General features: G+C 41.0%; 16 protein-coding genes. 9 read left to right on the forward strand and 7 right to left on the reverse strand.

Annotation, left to right across the window (positions count from 1 at the left end; genetic code table 11):
- Window positions 1-55: 55 nt before the first annotated feature.
- Window positions 56-1027: a deoxyhypusine synthase family protein gene (locus tag G458_RS0108700; RefSeq protein WP_026951562.1), complete on the forward strand. Its 972-nt coding sequence runs from the start codon at window positions 56-58 to the stop codon at window positions 1025-1027.
- Between the two features lie 2 nt (window positions 1028-1029).
- Window positions 1030-2646 (forward strand): OmpA family protein, encoded by a 1617-nt coding sequence (locus tag G458_RS0108705; RefSeq protein WP_026951563.1) that lies wholly within the window; start codon window positions 1030-1032, stop codon window positions 2644-2646.
- Between the two features lie 46 nt (window positions 2647-2692).
- On the opposite strand, the gene G458_RS0108710 is transcribed toward G458_RS0108705, so the two are convergent.
- Entirely contained in the window at window positions 2693-4153 is a 1461-nt protein-coding gene (locus tag G458_RS0108710; RefSeq protein ID WP_026951564.1) for a Gfo/Idh/MocA family protein, read from the reverse strand.
- A 217-nt stretch (window positions 4154-4370) separates the two neighbouring features.
- On the opposite strand from G458_RS0108710, the gene G458_RS0108715 reads away from it, so the two are divergent.
- The 3 genes from G458_RS0108715 to G458_RS20485 all read left to right on the forward strand — a co-directional run bounded on the left by G458_RS0108715 (window position 4371) and on the right by G458_RS20485 (window position 8567).
- Entirely contained in the window at window positions 4371-5966 is a 1596-nt protein-coding gene (locus tag G458_RS0108715) for a beta-N-acetylhexosaminidase (protein WP_026951565.1), read from the forward strand.
- A 124-nt stretch (window positions 5967-6090) separates the two neighbouring features.
- Complete coding sequence (locus G458_RS0108720) at window positions 6091-7449, forward strand: alanine/glycine:cation symporter family protein (protein ID WP_026951566.1); 1359 nt, start codon at window positions 6091-6093, stop codon at window positions 7447-7449.
- Complete coding sequence (locus G458_RS20485; protein ID WP_035467964.1) at window positions 7446-8567, forward strand: glycerate kinase; 1122 nt, start codon at window positions 7446-7448, stop codon at window positions 8565-8567. Before G458_RS0108720 ends, G458_RS20485 begins: the two co-directional genes overlap by 4 nt.
- A gap of 292 nt (window positions 8568-8859) precedes the next feature.
- Here G458_RS20485 and G458_RS21780 read toward each other — a convergent pair whose 3' ends face one another.
- The 4 genes from G458_RS21780 to G458_RS0108750 form a co-directional block, all read right to left on the reverse strand.
- Window positions 8860-9063 carry a hypothetical protein gene (locus tag G458_RS21780; RefSeq protein WP_026951567.1) on the reverse strand — a complete coding sequence of 68 codons (204 nt, stop codon included), beginning with the start codon at window positions 9061-9063 and terminating at the stop codon, window positions 8860-8862.
- A gap of 255 nt (window positions 9064-9318) precedes the next feature.
- Complete coding sequence (locus tag G458_RS0108740; RefSeq protein ID WP_026951568.1) at window positions 9319-9675, reverse strand: response regulator; 357 nt, start codon at window positions 9673-9675, stop codon at window positions 9319-9321.
- Window positions 9676-9795: 120 nt separating this feature from the next.
- Window positions 9796-10119, reverse strand: a complete 324-nt coding sequence (locus G458_RS0108745; protein ID WP_026951569.1) for a DUF962 domain-containing protein — start codon at window positions 10117-10119, stop codon at window positions 9796-9798.
- Window positions 10116-10694 carry a DUF4136 domain-containing protein gene (locus G458_RS0108750; RefSeq protein WP_026951570.1) on the reverse strand — a complete coding sequence of 193 codons (579 nt, stop codon included), beginning with the start codon at window positions 10692-10694 and terminating at the stop codon, window positions 10116-10118. The genes G458_RS0108745 and G458_RS0108750 overlap by 4 nt, the downstream gene beginning before the upstream one ends.
- A gap of 127 nt (window positions 10695-10821) precedes the next feature.
- On the opposite strand from G458_RS0108750, the gene G458_RS0108755 reads away from it, so the two are divergent.
- Entirely contained in the window at window positions 10822-11304 is a 483-nt protein-coding gene (locus tag G458_RS0108755; protein ID WP_026951571.1) for a deoxycytidylate deaminase, read from the forward strand.
- On the opposite strand, the gene murB is transcribed toward G458_RS0108755, so the two are convergent.
- On the reverse strand, window positions 11301-12314 hold the full coding sequence (gene murB, locus G458_RS0108760; RefSeq protein ID WP_026951572.1) for a UDP-N-acetylmuramate dehydrogenase: 1014 nt from the start codon (window positions 12312-12314) through the stop codon (window positions 11301-11303). The two genes, G458_RS0108755 and murB, sit on opposite strands and share 4 nt — an antisense overlap.
- Before the next feature lie 76 nt (window positions 12315-12390).
- On the opposite strand from murB, the gene G458_RS0108765 reads away from it, so the two are divergent.
- Window positions 12391-13335: a succinylglutamate desuccinylase/aspartoacylase family protein gene (locus tag G458_RS0108765; protein WP_026951573.1), complete on the forward strand. Its 945-nt coding sequence runs from the start codon at window positions 12391-12393 to the stop codon at window positions 13333-13335.
- A 41-nt stretch (window positions 13336-13376) separates the two neighbouring features.
- Here the strand turns inward: G458_RS0108765 and G458_RS0108770 are convergent, their stop codons facing one another.
- Entirely contained in the window at window positions 13377-15107 is a 1731-nt protein-coding gene (locus G458_RS0108770) for a phospho-sugar mutase (protein WP_026951574.1), read from the reverse strand.
- Window positions 15108-15287: 180 nt separating this feature from the next.
- On the opposite strand from G458_RS0108770, the gene G458_RS0108775 reads away from it, so the two are divergent.
- Both G458_RS0108775 and G458_RS0108780 read left to right on the forward strand, forming a co-directional pair.
- Complete coding sequence (locus G458_RS0108775; protein ID WP_026951575.1) at window positions 15288-16043, forward strand: hypothetical protein; 756 nt, start codon at window positions 15288-15290, stop codon at window positions 16041-16043.
- A 19-nt stretch (window positions 16044-16062) separates the two neighbouring features.
- Complete coding sequence (locus tag G458_RS0108780) at window positions 16063-17880, forward strand: glycoside hydrolase family 2 protein (protein ID WP_026951576.1); 1818 nt, start codon at window positions 16063-16065, stop codon at window positions 17878-17880.
- Window positions 17881-18023 lie beyond the last annotated feature (143 nt).

The following is an 18023-nucleotide window of genomic DNA, read 5'->3' on the forward strand; positions in this document are numbered from 1 at the left end:
TTTTTATGGCTGAATTTTTGGGTAATTTTGCCGCTCTATAGAAAACTCATAAATCATGAAAATCACCGAATTTTTAAAACACAACTACCGCCATTTCAATGCAGCTGCGCTTATTGATGCGGCAGAAGGTTATAAAACTCACCTTAATGAAGGTGGAAAAATGATGGTTACACTTGCTGGAGCCATGTCCACTGCTGAATTGGGAATTTCCTTGGCTGAAATGATCCGTCAGGATAAAGTGCAAATCATCTCTTGCACCGGCGCAAACTTGGAAGAAGATGTGTTTAACCTAGTAGCACATGATTATTATGAAAGGGTACCAAATTACCGTGAACTTTCTCCAGAGCAGGAGCAAGACTTATTGAATCGCCACATGAACAGGGTGACAGACACCTGTATTCCAGAAATGGAAGCCATGCGTAGGATTGAAGATGTGATTTTGGAAGAATGGACCAAAGCTGATCAGGCAGGAGAAAGCTATTTCCCTCACGAGTTTTTCTATAAAATCCTTCTTTCTGGAAAATTGGAAAAGTCTTACCAAATCGATCCAAAAAACAGCTGGTTGCTTGAAGCGGCTAAGAAAAACCTTCCGATCATTGTTCCAGGATGGGAAGATTCTACATTAGGAAATATGTATGCGGGTCACGTGATTTCCGGTGATGTGAAAAATGTACATACGGTAAGAAGCGGAATTGAGTACATGATGTTCCTGGCAGAGTGGTACACTACCAATGCTACTGAAGAAAGTAAAGTTGGATTTTTCCAAATTGGCGGGGGAATTGCAGGAGACTTCCCTATCTGTGTGGTTCCGATGTTGCATCAGGATTTGCAAAGAAGTAATGTGCCTCTTTGGGGTTATTTCTGTCAGATTTCAGATTCTACTACCTCCTATGGGTCTTATTCTGGGGCTGTGCCAAACGAAAAGATCACTTGGGGTAAGCTAGGATTGGAAACACCCAAGTACATTATTGAATCAGATGCAACGATCGTAGCTCCATTGGTATTTGCCATTGTGCTGGATCAATAATTATGAAAAACTTTAAATCAGTTTATCTCAAAGCAAGCAGCCTGGTGTTGCTTGCTTTTTGTTTGTCAACCCTATTGTCTGCTCAGGAAATCAAGTCTCTTTCCGGAGCCAACTCCCCAAATGATGATATCAATCCTGTCTGGATTGGAAACAACATCCTGTTATTTACCCGAGCTTTTCATCCCAAAAATCTGGGAGGAGAAAAGGACCCGGGAGATATTTGGATGACTCGGAAAAACGCTTCGGGCGAATGGGAAACCGCAGTCCACCGACCTGATCTGAGCAGTACAGGATTTGACTTAGCTTTAGGTTTGGAGGATATTCTTACGCTTCTAGTGATTCGTCAGGAGTCTGGAAATGTCACTTTGCATCAATATTCCAAGTTTGGCCAAGACTGGAATTATCTGAGGAAAGTGAATTTTCCTGCGGTCCAAACGAAGCAAGGCGCTGTGAGCGGAAGGGTGGTAGAAGGAGGTAAGCAAATCTTGATCTCTGCTGTTCTCGAAGGTGGGTATGGCAATGAAGATATTTACATTTCTGAAAAAACAGGACCCACAGAATGGTCTTCCTTGACATCATTAGGTCCTGCAATCAATGGGAAGGCTCAGGACATGGGGCCATTTTTCAATCCTAAAAAGCAGGAATTGCTTTTCTCGAGCAATTCTCATCCTGAGGCCACAGGAAAAGATATTCTGATTGCAAAAAAAATCGGGGAATCTTGGCAAGATTGGAGCGTTCCGGTAAAATGGTCTCAAATCAGCACCAGAGGTTCCGAGGGTTCGGTTACACTTATTGAAGACAAAGAGGTCGTTTGGACAAGTACTCAAAACAGTGATGGATTCGCTGATTTGATGACTTTTGCGACTCCTGTACCTTTGGTTTTTCCTGAGAAATTTGAAGTTCCAAAAAATGAAGCTCCTGTGAAGTCAGAAGCAAAGGCACCTACTGCTCCCAAAACAGTGGCTCCATCCAAGTTTCCTGAGTCAATTCCACAAATGGAAAATAGATTGATTATCGTCCAAGAGGAAAAAGAATCCCCACTTGCCTGGTATGTAATCGACGGGAAAACCAAAATCAAGCTTGATTTCACACTTCAGGGAATCAAAGGTGATTTAACAGAATCTCTTAATGGAGTTCTTCTTTTATCAGAATTGAACACCAAAGGATTCACTCAGATCAAAGTGAATTCTGCGGGTTATTTCCCAAAATTGGTACAAGTTTCTTCATTGGATAATAAAACCTCAAATTTGGTTCAAATGACCAAAGCTGAATCCGGAAACGTGGTGCTTTTGGATAATGTGAATTTCAAAAGAGGAACTTCCGAACTTGAAAAAGACCAGACCGAAAAAGTATTGGCTGATTTGGCAGAATTTTTAAAAGAAAATCCCTCTTTGAAAATTAGAATCAACGGACATACGGATAATGTCGGTGATCCGGGGCTCAATAAGCAGCTTTCTTTGGAAAGAGCAGGAAGTGTACGGGATTATTTGGTGTCTAAGGGAGTAGAATTTGAGCGGGTAAGAATTTCGGGTTGGGGTGGTACCCGACCTATAGCTTCCAATGTTACTGAGGCTGGAAGAGCCAAAAACCGAAGGGTTGAGTTGGTGGTAGAAAATTAAAAAAAGGGCTTCCGAAATATGCGGAAGCCCTTTTTTGCTTTTGGGATTAAAGCGAATATCCTTCTCGGTAATTTCTTTTTACAAACTGGTTAGCCGGATCAAAATTGGTGATTTTCATATTTGGCCCATCCCATAGCAGCTTAATTCCTCTTCCCGGATAATCGAATTGGTTGTCAGCTCCTGCTCTCGGGATTCTATAATCATAACTTCTGATAGCCAAATTCCCCATCAATACAGATTCGGTCAAAGGTCCTGCTACAGAGAATGGAGAGCTGAGTTTTTTATATTCCTCAGATCCATATCCTGCAATACATGCTTCTACCCAATTATTGTAATGTCCTCCAGATCCACCTGGCACTCGATATTCAGTTTGAGGAACCGACACTTCCTTGGTACGGGATGTCGGCAGCAAAAGTGGGTTTGCTCCGTAAGTAGAGCACATCATTTTTCCTTTAGTGCCTTCGATGATTACCCCATTTCCACCATCACCCATCATTTCATTTGGTCCGAGTTCTTCCGGACGGGTAGGCTGAATGCCTCCATCCATCCAATGAAACTCTAGCTCCTCTTTACCTGGCCGATCAAATCTTAAAGTGATATGAGAGGAGGGAGGGCAGCTTTCCGGGAAATAACCTCTTTGAAACTCCCCAACATATACAGATCCTACAGAGCATTCAGCTGATTTGGGATAGCCCAAGCCCAATACTCTAAATGGAGGTTCCATAATGTGGCAGGCCATATCTCCTAAAGCCCCTGTGCCATAGTCCCACCAACCTCTCCAGTTGAAAGGAACCAGATTTCCGACATAATCCTTGTAAGGAGCAGTTCCCAGCCAAAGATCCCAATCCAAATCTGCTGGAGGTGTTTGTGGAGTCGTTGGCCACTGAATTCCCTGAGGCCATACCGGTCGATTGGTCCAGCTCCATACTTTGGTAGCCTCACCGATTAGTCCGGCATTGTACCATTCTACCATTTGACGAACCCCATCTCCGGAAGAACCTTGGTTCCCCATCTGGGTAACCACTTTGTATTTTTCCGCAGCTTCGGTGAGCATTCTAGCCTCAAAGATGTCATGACTCATGGGTTTTTGTACGTAAACGTGTTTTCCCATTTTCATTGCCATCATGGCTTGGACTGCATGCATGTGATCTGGAGTGGATACAGAGACTGCATCGATGTTTTTCTCCTCCTTTTCGAGCATGACCCTGTAATCCTTGTAGTATGCAGCTTTAGGATGGGCTTCTCTGCTTTGCTTTGCCCGAGTATCGTCCACATCACAAAGAGCGATCATGTCCACTTTTCCGGAACTGAAAATACCTCTGACATCTCCTCCTCCCATTCCTCCAACTCCTATACTTGCCACTCTAAGTCGATCGCTTGGGGCTACAAATCCTTGCCCCCCAAGAACATGTCTAGGTACTATAAAAAAACCTGCCGCAGCCAAGGATGAACTCTTTATAAAATCCCTTCTCGAGGCTTGGGCTGGTTTTGAATTCTTTTTCTTCATGGTTTATTGTTTTTGATTCTGAATGGTCTTTTAAATTATTAAATGGAACGCTGTTTTCCTTTGTTTTTGGTGATTTGGAAGTAGATAATTTTAGGAAAACTCCCTTCCGAAAATCACTACTTTAAATAACTCCTAAATTCTCAATTCTGGTATTTATTTGATTTTTGAAAAATAGATTGTTAAAAATTTCCAGTAAGTTTAAGCAAAATCACGCTTTATGAAAAAAATAGCTGGATCTCTTTTGTTGGTGTGTGTACTGGCATTAGGGGCTTGTCAAAAACCGTCCGTCAACCTTTCCGAATCTGGAATCATACCGCTTCCACAAGAAATCACCAATGCCTCAGGCAGTTTTACATTGACCGAGGCTTCAGGTGTCAAACTCGTAGGTAATAGTGAAAATCTCACCAAAGTAGGGGAGTATCTTGCAGAAAACCTCCGCAGATCTACTGGTTACCCTATTCCAGTTTCTTTTGATACTGGGAATATTATTCTTGAATTAGGTGAAAATGATGGATCAGAAGCCTACGAATTGGAAATCACTGAGGAAACGATTCAAATAAGCTCATCCGGTGAAGCTGGATTGTTCTATGGAATCCAAACTTTACTTCAGCTGTTTCCTGCAGAAATCACTTCTGAAAATAAACTTTCTGCTGATTGGGAAATTCCCCAAGGAAAAATTATCGATTCTCCAAGCTATGGATATAGAGGCTCTATGCTTGACGTGGCCCGTCATTTTATTTCCGTTGAAGATGTAAAGTATTACATTGACCAAATGGCTAAATACAAATTGAACTACCTGCATTTGCATCTGACAGATGATCAAGGCTGGAGGATAGAAATCAAGTCATGGCCTAAATTGACTGAAATCGGTGGTTCTACCGAAGTAGGCGGAGGGAAGGGTGGATTTTACACCCAAGATGACTATAAAGAGCTCGTAGCCTATGCCGCAGATAGATTTATCACGATTGTACCCGAGGTCGATATGCCGGGCCACACCAATTCCGCTTTGGCTAGTTATCCGGAGTTGAATCCGGGAGTGAATTTACCAGATGGGGACTTTACCACTGTTAATAAACAAGAGTTGGATTATGAGATGCCTTTGAAAAACCCTCAGGCCTCTGAATTATATACAGGAATAGAAGTGGGATGGAGTACCTTCTCTTCTAGATTAGAATTGACCTATGCTTTTGTGGATAGTGTCGTAAGGGAAATTTCTGAAATTACTCCCGGACCTTATTTCCATATTGGTGGGGATGAGTCCCACGTGACGCAGAAGGATGACTACATTTATTTCGTAGAGCGAGTTCAGGATATTGTTTCCAAATACGGTAAAACCAGCATTGGATGGGATGAAATTGCGACTGCAAAATTACTTCCTGGTAACGTGGCCCAGTTTTGGGCAAAAGAAGAAAACGCCAAATTGGCCATAGAACAAGGGAATAAGGTGTTAATGTCACCAGCGGTGAAGGCCTATTTGGATATGCAATATGATAGTACGACGCGGCTAGGACTTCATTGGGCCGCCTACATCGAGTTGGATTCTGCCTATCTGTGGGAGCCATCTGAATTTTCGACAGGTATAAAAAAGGAAAACATACTTGGACTTGAGGCGCCACTTTGGACAGAGACTATTACCAATCGACAGGATATTAATTATATGGTTTTCCCAAGACTTCCTGCCTTAGCAGAAGTTTCTTGGACATCAAAAGAGAAAAGGTCTTGGGATGGATTTAGCAAAAGAGTAGCCCAGCATGGCAAACGTTGGGAAATTCAGGGGATTGAGTTCCATAAATCTCCAAAAGTGACTTGGTAAGACTTCAAAGCCCGGAATTAATTTTCGGGCTTTTTTTATCCGTAAGCTGTAAATTTTTGCTTTTCGACTGGATAGCACCTATTATCGAATTTTATTTCAGAAAAGAATTAGCATCACATAAAGCATGGGAGACATTATTGTCAGTTTTAGCAATTGGATTTGGGGAACGCCAATATTGATATTATTACTAGGGGGAGGAAGTTACTTTTTTATCCACTCCGGATTTATTCCTTTTCGCAAGATGGGCCATGCCGTACGGCTTTTGAGTGGTAAGTATGATGATGATTTAGCGCCTGGACAAATCACCTCCAAACAGGCATTGTTCGCAGCGATTGCTTCTACAGTTGGACTTGGAAACATTTCCGGAGTAGCAATTGCTCTAAATATGGGAGGACCCGGAGCGATCTTTTGGATGTGGGTTGCTGCTTTTGTGGGGATGGCGACAAAATTTTACACTTGTTCTCTTGCGATTATGTATCGAGGTCATGATTCGGCCGGAGAGGTTCAGGGTGGTCCCATGTATGTGATTGATACCGCCATGGGTAAGAAATGGAAGTTCATGTCCTATATTTTTTGTATTGCCGGTGTGATAGGTTTGTTGGCAATCTTTCAGGCTAATCAGTTGACGGCAGTATTACAAGCGGTAATTCTTGAGCCAGATACCATGGAAGAGACAGTCCGTAATCGATGGATAATAGGTGTTATTCTAATGCTGATGACCGCTGTGGTGATTCTCGGAGGAATAAAAAGAATTGCAGCAGTAGCCTCTGCTTTAGTGCCGTTTATGGTGGGAATTTACTTTTTTACTGTTTTGATCATCGTGGTTCAATATTTCGGAGATATACCTGAAATGTTAAAGTTGATCTTTGTAGATGCATTTACTGGTAACGCTGTTATGGGTGGTGCCGTGGGTTCGGTGATAATTGTCGGAGCAAGAAGAGCTGCTTTTTCCAATGAAGCTGGAATCGGCACCGCGCCGATGGTCCATGGGCAGTCTAAAAATTCAGAACCTATTCGCGAGGGGTTAATTGCAATGTTGGGGCCTTTCATTGATACGGTGGTGGTCTGTACGCTGACGGCTTTGGCAATTTTGCTCACGGGTGTTTGGGAGACGACCGAAAATGATGGCGTAAAATTGACGCTGTCGGCGTTTGAAATTGGGATACCGGGAATAGGAAAATACCTTTTGATGATCTCTGTTTTGGTATTTGCACTTTCTACCATGTTTACTTATTCCTACTACGGGCATAAGTGTATGAATTACCTTTTTGGGGCAGATAAGGCAGATTATTACAATTATTTCTATTTGGCAACTATCGTGATGGGAGCAGTTGTTTCTTTGGAGGTTGTGGTTAGTTTGGTAGACGGTATGTACGCGATCATGGCGTTCCCAAATATGATTGCAGCTATTTATTTGGCTCCAAAAGTAAAAGCTGCTTCTAAAGATTATTTTGCCAGAATTAAAGAAAGAAACCTCAGATGAGATTTCTGGTAGCTCCAAATGCTTTCAAAGAGACATTGACAGCCCAGGAAGCTGCCAGAGAAATTTCCAGCCTCATTTTAGAAGCTTACCCTAAAGCAGAGGTTTTGCAACAACCAATTGCGGATGGAGGGGATGGTACCTGTGAATTGCTGATTGATTCTTTAGGATTTGAAAAAATATATCATCCAACATTAAATCCTATTGGACGGCCTATTCTTGGATTTTATGGATGGGATAAAGAGACGAAGCGGGCTTTTTTGGATGTGTCAACTGCATCCGGCATTGGACTCTTGTCCTCAGATCAAAAAATCCCTGATTTAACCTCAACCTATGGGACTGGAATTCTTATCCAATCTGCTATACAAAGGGGGGCGAAAGAGATCTTATTAGGTTTAGGAGGAAGCGCAACAGTGGATTTGGGAGTTGGAATTTTATCAGCTTTGGGAGTTTTTTTTCTGGATAAAAATGGCAGGGAGATTCCAGCATTTTCTCCAGGATATCTGAAGAGAATTTCACATGTTCAGCTTAGTCCCCAAATCCCTAAAGTTCGGTTTACATTGCTTTGTGATGTGAAAAATCCTCTATTAGGAGAGCTTGGTGCCGTAAAAGTTTTTGGGCCTCAGAAAGGGATACAGGTTGAAAAACTCTTGGATTTCGAACAACAAATTCAAAGAGTTCATGAACTTTTGATCAAAAAGAAAAAAAGCTCCTGGTCGGATCAACCCGGGTTTGGGGCTGCAGGAGGAATAGCCGCAGGTTTGGATTGCTTTTTTCCTACTCAAATCAAATTTGGCGCTGAATATTTCTTTGAACTAGTAGGGATAAAAGAATCTGTGGAAAAAGCAGATTGGATAATCACAGGGGAAGGTAAATATGACAGTCAGAGTAATCAAGGGAAGGGTTGCTTCGAGCTTTTGAAATTGACAAAGGCTAGCAACAAAAAGATTGTGCTGATCACCTCCGGAAAAGAGGCACTTCAAGAAGGATTTGATAGGGTACTGGAATTGCCTCCTTTGGATTTCACAAAATCAGATTTCAGGTTGAAAGCTTTAAGTAACTTTCAAAAAGTTATCCAGGGGAGTCTTAAAGGGAATATTTTTGAGACAAATGGGCCATGATTTTGAATATTAGACATAAAAAAAGGGGGCTTAAAACCCCCTTTTAATATTTTAATAGATCAATGATCAGCTTTTTTCTTTTTTGAAAGTGTCGCTCTTGCATCTACAGCGGATAGTCCTGCGCCCAGTCCTGCAAGTATACATACAATCAATAAGAATGATTGTGCTCCCGGCATGAGAGGCGAGCTGAAAATATCTAATAGGATCATTTTTTATTGAATTTCAGATGATGGGCGAAGATAAGTCCAGTGTCGCAAATAACAAAGAACAAAATGGGCTCCGTCCAAAAGGATTAATCTAAATCGTCAAAATCTTCGTCGTCATCGAAGTCATCGTCATCAAAGTCTTCGTCCTCTTCATCGAAGTCAACAAAGTTGTCGTCTACCAACTCAGTTTCCTCGTCTAAATCGTACTCATCTTCGAAGTCGTCTTCAAACTCATCTTCCTCTTCTTCGAAATCATCGAATTCGTCGAAATCTTCTTCAAAATCCTCCATGGCGTGTTTTTAAAGGGTTTTAATGATTGAACGGTACGAAATAAGGCAAAATTTTAATTTCCTCCATAATGCCTTATTAATTTTTTTTCAAGGATAATATTTTCTCAAAAAAGGCCCCAAATCTTTGGATTCGGTTTGTTTTTTGACTTTCAAGAAAATAAGATAGTTAAATCGATTTCGTCTTCAAAAAAATAATGATTCCAATTTAAATTCTTGGATCAAAGCAAGGAGAACAAAAAAAAACTGATCGTTGGATCAGTTGAAAATCGTTTTGATGTATTTTTTTATCAGGGGTTTGGAAAGGTAATCTTTCACAATTTGATATTGACTCGCTTTATTGATATCCCTTTCATCTACTGAACTACTGAGGATATAGATTTTGGCTTCATTTTCTTCTGGATGAAAATTATCTAAAAAATCCCACCCGTTCATCTCAGGCATGTTCAAGTCCAAAAACAGGTAATTCGGCTTTATAGCTTCGATTTCCTCCAACGCTCTTTTGGCACTATGGTATTTGTAAAACTGACAAGGTTCCTTGACATTCTTGGAAATTAGCTTTTCAGTTACGAAAGTGCTAATTGGGTCGTCATCTATGAGAACAATGGTCAGCATCAAAATGCAAATAAGTTAGATTGAAATACATTTAAAGTATTACAAAAATACTGCCTATTTTTCAAACTTCAAATTTAAATCGCAAATAATTACATCAATAATTGTACTTATTTAATGAAATTAGGCCTCTGAGTTGAACTTTTCCTTTCCGACCAGCAAATCGAAGAAAAGTTTAAAGTCTGATACCAGACTGAAAAGTGGGTATTGAAAAGTTGCAGGTTTATTCTTTTCAAAGAAAAAATGACCAACCCAGGCAAAACCATAGCCTACAAATGGAATCGATATCAACCAAATGTATTTACCGGTAGCTAAGGCCATGATCAAAATGACAAATAGCAATGCAGTTCCACTAAAATGTAGTTTTCTGCAAACAGGATTTCTATGTTCTGAAAGGTAGAAGGGATAGAACTCCTTTAAGGTTTTAAACTTGGTGTCTGAGGTCATTTTGTGTTGGGGTTATTGAGTGAAATGAAGGTTTCTGTGACTTTTTGAAGGGATTTTGAGACTTTATTCTTTTTTCCTTTTGGGCTTGAAACTTCAGTGACTGCTGTAAGCGTCATCAAATACTTGTCCTGCACAGGATCAATGAAATCTAAAATAACTTGCAAAAGCTCATAGTTTGAGGTGGAAACACGTGGTTGATAAAAATTATTGTATGGATTAAAGACCCAGGGGTTATACACCCGGTATCCCCAAAATGGGTAAGGGTTAAAATTATTGACAGTTTCTCTTTTTCTGGGGTCTTCATTGGAATGATATCGGATTACGACATCTGGTCTCTCTCTCTCATATACCATTCCAGAGGCTTCTAATTGGGCTTGAAGTTCGGCTTTTACTATTTCATCCAGGATAGGATCATTAAATCCCGGCATATCCAATTCTTTATTGATAATCACGAAAGTTTTGTATGGCTTCCGGATGGGTATTTCTGTGTTCTCCTTGAAAATGTCAATGGAACTACAGGCTGTCAATCCCAAAGCCATTAATAGGATTAGAATGGGGTTTGATTTTGGAAACATAGGGGTGATAGGAATAAGGCAATTCTCAAATCAATTTATATTTTCTTTTCTAACGAAAAAACAGCCTGAAAAGTAACATTCCTTTCGTCCCATTGAATTGGAATACTATTTTTGCCAAAGCGATATGATGAGTAGACCCGATTTTGACGATATTTTCATGGAACTGGCCGTTAATCTGGCTAAACGTTCCCATTGCATCAAAAAACATGTAGGTGCAGTATTGACCAAAGACACCCGAATTATTTCCATAGGATATAATGGTCCCCCTGCGGGAACTCATAACTGTGATGTAGAATTCCCAGAACATGGGTGTGCTCGAGATAGTAAGGGAAGCTGTTCTTTGGCTTTGCATGCAGAACAGAATGCAATTCTTTATGCAGTCAAAAACAACACATCAGTCGATGGTTCCACACTCTATGTAACCTTGGCTCCTTGCTTGCCCTGTGCCCGGATAATTTTCTCAATGGGTATATCCAAAGTGGTGTATCTCTTTTCCTACGCTGAATACAAAGGGATAGGTTCAGACGAAGGAGTAGACTTCCTTAGAAAATTCGGGGTTCAGGTAGATAAATACACCAAAGAATTGGAAGTAAATGATGCTTTGGTTTAAATGAAGTTTACTTCAGGCTGAAGCTGAACTCCAAATTTTTCAAAGATTGAGTCCTGAATTTTCTGCGACAAGTTCATAAGGTCTTTCCCCTTTCCTTCGCCATGATTTACCAATACCAGGGCTTGCTTATCGTGAACTCCAATCTGGCCATTTCTATAGCCTTTCCATCCAGCTTGCTCGATTAACCACCCCGCAGCCAGTTTCACCCCCTTGTCTTGAGGATAACCGGGTATAGCTGGAAATTTATCTTTTAACTCCTCATATTTTTCAAAGCTTACAGTCGGGTTTTTGAAAAATGATCCGGAATTCCCGATCACTTTTGGGTCAGGGAGTTTGGATTGCCTTATTTCTATGACTGCATCGGAAATGGCTCGAATACTGAGAGTTTTTACTCCGTTTTTTGCCAGTGTATCTTGGATAGCTCCATAAGATGTTTGAAAAACAGGCTGTTTTCTTAAGCGAAAAGTCACTGAACAAATGATGTATTGGCCCTTTAATTCATTCTTGAAAACACTTTCTCTATATCCAAAACGGCAGCTTTCCGCATCAAATACTTCAATTTCAAGGCTTTCTCGGTTTAAAGCTTCCAAGGATTCAAAAACATCCTTGATCTCCACTCCATAGGCCCCAATATTTTGCATGGGGGAGGCGCCGACAGTACCAGGAATCAAGGAAAGGTTTTCGATTCCTGCCCATTCCTGCTCAATGGCATACATCACGAAATCATGCCAAATTTCTCCAGCTCCTGATTTTACCCAGACATGCTCAGAGTCTTCCCGAAGTAATTTTATTCCATTGATTTCCAGTTTGACAACTAGCAAATCAAGGTCTTGAGTCAATAAAATATTACTTCCTCCTCCTAAAATGAATACTTCCAAGTTTTCAGCTTTGGCAAATTGAAGGGCTTCTTTCAGATCTTCGATAGACCTAACCGTCACAAAAAATCTTGCAGTTTGATCAATTCCAAAAGTGTTGAATGGTTTCAGCGAAATGTTTTCTTGTATATTCATGAGCCCGTTAATCTCTTGCGAAATAAGCAAGAAAAGGGCTAAACTGAAACCTATTTAGAATACCTGATTTTATTCCATGAAAGAAGTTCAGATTAACGGCGTCAGGGTACGTCCAGGACAATCGGTAAATATCGAGTTGCCGATTGCTAAACTTCCAACTCACACCTTAATTGACCTGCCTATTTTCATTAGGTCTTCAAAAAATGAAGGTCCGGTGATTCTTATCTCCGGTGGTGTGCATGGGGACGAAATCAATGGGGTAGTCACTGCCAAGAAAATCTTGGAGGAACTCGACCACGGTTTGGAATTACTCCGAGGTACCTTAATCATCATTCCGCTGGTTAATATCTATGGGTTTCTTTCCAATAGCCGCACCTTTCCTGATGGCCGGGATTTGAACAGGAGCTTTCCTGGGAATAAAAAAGGGTCATTGGCTTCCAGAATCGCTTTTATTCTAAGTCAGGAAATTATCCCTCAAATCGATTTTGGAATCGATTTCCACACAGGTGGAAGAATGCTTTCCAATCAGCCTCAGATCAGGGTGGATTTTAAAGACAAAATGGGACTGGAGCTAGCCAATGCCTTTGGAACCCACTTTATTGTCAATTCCAAGCACATTGAAAAGTCTTTTAGGAAGACAGCCTTTAATGCCAGAAAACACTTGTTAGTCTATGAAGGTGGAGAGTCCATGAGACTGGATAGCTATGCTATAGAGGAGGGGATTTCTGGTACCAAAAGGCTTTTGAATCATTTAGGTATGATCGGAATAGCGCCTGATAGCAAAAACACAGTTACTCTTTCTCAAAGTGATTGGGTGCGAGCCAAAGCCTCAGGAATTTTTTACTCCTCGGTGAAGCTTGGGGATTATGTGCGAAAAGGCGAGATCATGGCCAGAATTTCCGATCCCTATGGTCAGGTAGTCGTACCTGTAAAATCAGGCACCAATGGCTATGTCATCGGACTAAATAATAACCCGGTAATCAACGTTGGTGATGCTTTAATCCATTTAGGAAAGGAATAAAAAAACTCCGGGTTTTTCCCGGAGCTTCCATGTTTTATTTTTTAGCTGAAATAGGCCCTTAGCCCCTCAAGCTTCTCTACCAATTCTGCTTCTACTTTTCTATAATCTTTTGGATCTTTTAAAGGTGCATTTACCGAGAAGTAATATTTGATTTTGGGTTCGGTGCCAGAAGGCCTAGCCGAAATCTTACTTCCATCCTCTAAGTAAAATTGCATTACATTGGACTTGTCCATTTCCAGTTTTTCTGTCTTTCCGGAAAGCAAATCGGTTACAGTTGAGCTTTTTACATCAATGATTTTGACCACTTTAGAGCCATTCATTTCAGTCGGAGGATTAGTTCGAAAATCCGCCATTAGTTTTTGAATCTGTTCGGCCCCATCCTTTCCTTTTTTGGTCACTGAGATCAGAGATTCTTTATAGAACCCAAACTGGGAATAGATATCTGCTAATACTTCGAAAACGTTTTTGCCCTTGGTTTTGTAATAAGCGATCACCTCTGCCACCATTGCGCAAGCGCTTACGCCGTCTTTGTCACGGACAAAATCTCCGACCAAATATCCATAGGATTCTTCTCCACCTCCAATAAATGTTTCTTTTCCTTCCAGCTCTCTGATAATCGCAGCGATATTTTTGAATCCAGTCAAAACGTTGAAGCATTTCACGCCAAAGCCTGCAGCAAGCTCGTTGATTAATTCAGTCGTCACAATGGTGTTGACCATGAACTGCTTTCCATCTAATTTGCCAGCTTCTTTCCATCTGGAAAGCAGGTAATAGCTTAGGAGGACACCTGTTTGATTTCCATTGAGAAGTTCAAATTCTCCTTTCTCATTAGGAACAACTGCAGCATACCTGTCACCGTCAGGATCGCAGGCTAAAACCAATTCTGCGCCAACTCTTTTTCCCAATTCCACGGAAAGAGTCAATGCTTCCGCTTCCTCAGGATTTGGATAAATGACCGTAGGAAAAGTGCCATCAGGCTCAATTTGTTCTTTGACCACGTGGACATTTTCGAACCCAAATGCTTTCAAAGCAGCCGGTACCATTTTTCCGGATGCTCCATGAATAGGCGAAAAAACAATTGGCATGGATTTCTGAGCGTGTATTTCAGATTTTGCTAGGCTTAATCCTTTTACTTTTTCCAAATAAATCTGGTCAAAATCGGACTCGATGTATTGGATCAGATTGTCATTTTTATCCCAATTCACGTGATCGAAGGAAGTTATCTTTTGAACTTCCTTGATAATGTTAGAGTCATGAGGAGCGACAACTTGGGCACCGTCTTCCCAATAAGCCTTGTATCCATTGTATTCCTTGGGATTATGGGATGCGGTAATCATTACTCCAGATTTGCAGCCAAAGTACCTTACAGCAAAGGAAAGCATAGGAGTGGGCCGCATTTCTCTGAAATACATGACTTTGATTCCATTGGCCGTTAGAACATCAGCCGTAGTCTTAGCGAAAAGAGTATTGTTGATTCTACTGTCATGGGTGATTGCGACTTTGATTTCTTCTCCAGGAAAGCATTTGAGCAGGTAATTTGCCAAACCTTGCGTGGCCATCCCCACGGTATAGACATTCATTCGGTTGGTACCTACCCCCATAAGACCTCTGAGCCCGCCAGTGCCGAATTCAAGGTCTTGATAAAAGGAATCTACCAGTTCAGTAGGGTTTTCAGCGATAAGTTTTTGGATGCTTGCCTTGGTGTTAGCATCTACATTTCCATCCAGCCAGCTTTGTGCCTTGGCTAGGATTGCAGGGTCGATTGAACTCATATTCTTTTTAAAAATTTCAGTTGGAATCTAAGTTATAGAAAATGTCAAAAATTGCCACGCACAAGTGAAAATAGTACCCTTCCCTCTAGGTTTTATTTGCCTAAAGATCAATTCGATGAATGAAAAAGTTTTTTTAGGAATAGATAAGACCTATTTTAGATCGTCAAACACCCTTATAAAATGAAGATTATCCATATTCTCTGGATTACATTTCTTATTCCTTTTCTGTCCGTTGATTCCAATAGAGATCAGTCTATTGAAAATTGGGGAAATGATTCCCCAACTGTGAGAGAATCTACCGTAGACATCCAAGTAAAAGTAGGGGAAAAGCTCTTCGTTTTTGGGAAAGCTCAAGGTACTTTGGACAATGTCAAAATCGGGATGCACCTCCTTAATTTTGCCCAAAATCCTACTATTGCTGGTGTTAACGCTGATTTAAACCAAGTCACTTGGAAAAAATTGAAGAACGGAGCGATTCAAATTCAGTCCTACTATAAACCTTGGCCCAATATTTTGACTTGGTTAGTTCTTCCGGATGGAAAATTGAAAATGGAGGCGATAGCTACTGAATCCTATCAACACTCCCTGGCTAATTTGGGGCTGGGGTTTGATTTTCCGGAGGAAGAATTGAAAAAGTTGGAATTGAATGACCAGCAGTTGGCATTTCCAGATGCATTGACTGAAGCAAAGTTTTTCAAAAACGTAAGTTTTGAGTTTGCCAATGCCAAATTGAACATACAATCTGAATTGAGCGATCTGGCCTTCAACTCTAATTTTTCTAACAAAGGATCAAAAGATGCTGACTTTGTCATTTCTTTTCCTGAAGATATTCATACTCAAAGTACTCCCTCTGCGCCGGGTGTGACATTTGGGGTAGCTAATCGAAATTCAGTTGAACCAATGACTAAAATGGTTTTATGGTTTGATTTTCAATGAAATAAACTGTGACACAGATATGGTTCGTAAATTTTTATTCTTAGGCTTGATTCTAATCAGTCAGGTGACTTTTAGTCAAACAGCAAAGCTAAAAACGCCTTGGGCCGATTCCATAAATTTCTTAAAACCGCATCAGGAATATCCCCGACCACAATTGGTCCGAAATTCCTGGCAAAACCTCAACGGACCATGGGACTATGCCATTTTGCCGAAAGGCAGTCTTCCCGAAACCGGCTATGCAGGTAAGATTATTGTTCCATTTCCAGTAGAATCCTTTCTATCAGGAGCTCAGAAAGAAGTGGGGCCTGAAAATGAACTTTGGTATGAAAAGTCCTTTGACCTGTCATTGGATAGAAAAGGGAAACGTATTTTACTTCATTTTGGAGCCTCGGATTGGGAAACAGAGGTTTGGGTAAATGGAACTTCGGTAGGAGTTCATCAAGGAGGATTCGACTCTTTTTCCTTCGATATCACAGATAATCTTGCTCCGGGCAAATCGCAAAAAATCCGTGTCAGGGTATGGGATCCAAGTGATTCTGGCCCTCAGCCTCGAGGCAAGCAAGTAAAATCCCCCAAAGGAATATGGTATACTCCAGTGACAGGAATTTGGCAAACGGTCTGGCTGGAGGATGTTCCCCAGGACTACCTTTCAGGAATTTATTCCAATACCGATTGGGAAAATGGAGTTCAGGTATTTTACCCTCAGGTCAACTCCGAAAGAAATGAATTGGAAGTAGAGGTAAGTCTATTCGAGAATGGGGTAGCAGCAGGCTCTTTTAGAGGAAAAGCAAACAATGCAATTCCAGTAAAAATCAACTCCCCCAAGCCATGGTCTCCGGATTCACCATTTCTGTATCAGGTAAAAGTGAAACTTTGGGACGGCAAGAAATTACTTGAGGAAGTAAATTCTTACACGGCTTATCGTGACATTAGAATGGCCAAAACATCAGATGGATTTCAAAGGATTTTCCTAAATGGTAAGCCCCTTTTTCAATACGGACCTTTAGATCAGGGTTGGTGGCCAGATGGTTTATACACCGCTCCGAGTGACGATGCTTTACTTTTTGATATCGCCAAAACCAAGGAGATGGGCTTTAACATGATACGAAAACATGTAAAAGTCGAACCTGCAAGGTGGTATTATCACGCGGATCGATTGGGAATGCTAGTTTGGCAGGATATGCCGAGCGGAGATATGGGCAACCGCTGGGAAGTGAGACCGGGAGTAATCAGAGAAGACGTAGAAAAGGTTAGATCAGCTCAGTCTGAGACAATTTTCAAAACCGAGTGGAAAGAAATCATTCATGAATTCAGATTCTTTCCTTCAATTGTGGTTTGGGTTCCCTTCAACGAAGCTTGGGGCCAATTCAAAACCAAGGAAATTGTAGAAATGACCCGTGATTTAGATCCCAGCAGATTGATTAATTCGGCTTCAGGGGGGAATTTTGAAATGGAAGGTTCCAATGTAGTCGGTGATATCTTAGACTTACACAATTATCCAGATCCTGTTTTACCGGATCCGAAAATTTTCGGAGAAAAGTCCATAATGGTATTGGGTGAGTTTGGAGGGCTTGGCTGGCCTGTCGAAGGACATACCTGGCAACAAAAAGATAACTGGGGCTATCAAAGCTTTTCCTCAGCAGATGAGCTAAAAGCCCGTTATTTTGCTTTGATTGAGGATTTAGCAAAATATATCCCGCTAGGATTGGCAGCTGCTGTATATACTCAAACTACAGATGTGGAAATTGAAACCAATGGCCTGATGACCTATGATCGGCAAATAATCAAAATTCCAATTGCGGATCTGAAAAAGATGCATGAGAAACTTTATAAATAGTTTGAGCCAAGGAATCAAATGTAAAATTCTGGACTGGGAAACTATCAATAAGCTTCTTTTCTAGTGGATTCTTGTTTTATACTTAAACGACAAAGCCGGATTGTATCCGGCTTTGTTAGTTATTAAGGTTTTATCCATTACTC

This window comes from Algoriphagus mannitolivorans DSM 15301, assembly GCF_000429425.1.
GTDB classification, from domain to species: Bacteria; Bacteroidota; Bacteroidia; order Cytophagales; family Cyclobacteriaceae; genus Algoriphagus; species Algoriphagus mannitolivorans.

Bases quoted from the DNA above. Each gene is read 5' to 3' on its own strand.
- G458_RS0108710 (WP_026951564.1), bottom strand. From the start codon at position 4,153: ATGAAGAAAAAGAATTCAAAACCAGCCCAAGCCTCGAGAAGGGATTTT.
- murB (WP_026951572.1), bottom strand. From the start codon at position 12,314: ATGAATATACAAGAAAACATTTCGCTGAAACCATTCAACACTTTTGGA.
- G458_RS0108765 (WP_026951573.1), top strand. From the start codon at position 12,391: ATGAAAGAAGTTCAGATTAACGGCGTCAGGGTACGTCCAGGACAATCG.
- G458_RS0108780 (WP_026951576.1), top strand. From the start codon at position 16,063: ATGGTTCGTAAATTTTTATTCTTAGGCTTGATTCTAATCAGTCAGGTG.
- G458_RS0108770 (WP_026951574.1), bottom strand. From the start codon at position 15,107: ATGAGTTCAATCGACCCTGCAATCCTAGCCAAGGCACAAAGCTGGCTG.
- G458_RS0108720 (WP_026951566.1), top strand. From the start codon at position 6,091: ATGGGAGACATTATTGTCAGTTTTAGCAATTGGATTTGGGGAACGCCA.
- G458_RS0108740 (WP_026951568.1), bottom strand. From the start codon at position 9,675: ATGCTGACCATTGTTCTCATAGATGACGACCCAATTAGCACTTTCGTA.
- G458_RS0108750 (WP_026951570.1), bottom strand. From the start codon at position 10,694: ATGTTTCCAAAATCAAACCCCATTCTAATCCTATTAATGGCTTTGGGA.
- G458_RS0108700 (WP_026951562.1), top strand. From the start codon at position 56: ATGAAAATCACCGAATTTTTAAAACACAACTACCGCCATTTCAATGCA.
- G458_RS0108705 (WP_026951563.1), top strand. From the start codon at position 1,030: ATGAAAAACTTTAAATCAGTTTATCTCAAAGCAAGCAGCCTGGTGTTG.
- G458_RS20485 (WP_035467964.1), top strand. From the start codon at position 7,446: ATGAGATTTCTGGTAGCTCCAAATGCTTTCAAAGAGACATTGACAGCC.
- G458_RS0108715 (WP_026951565.1), top strand. From the start codon at position 4,371: ATGAAAAAAATAGCTGGATCTCTTTTGTTGGTGTGTGTACTGGCATTA.
- G458_RS21780 (WP_026951567.1), bottom strand. From the start codon at position 9,063: ATGGAGGATTTTGAAGAAGATTTCGACGAATTCGATGATTTCGAAGAA.
- G458_RS0108745 (WP_026951569.1), bottom strand. From the start codon at position 10,119: ATGACCTCAGACACCAAGTTTAAAACCTTAAAGGAGTTCTATCCCTTC.
- G458_RS0108755 (WP_026951571.1), top strand. From the start codon at position 10,822: ATGAGTAGACCCGATTTTGACGATATTTTCATGGAACTGGCCGTTAAT.
- G458_RS0108775 (WP_026951575.1), top strand. From the start codon at position 15,288: ATGAAGATTATCCATATTCTCTGGATTACATTTCTTATTCCTTTTCTG.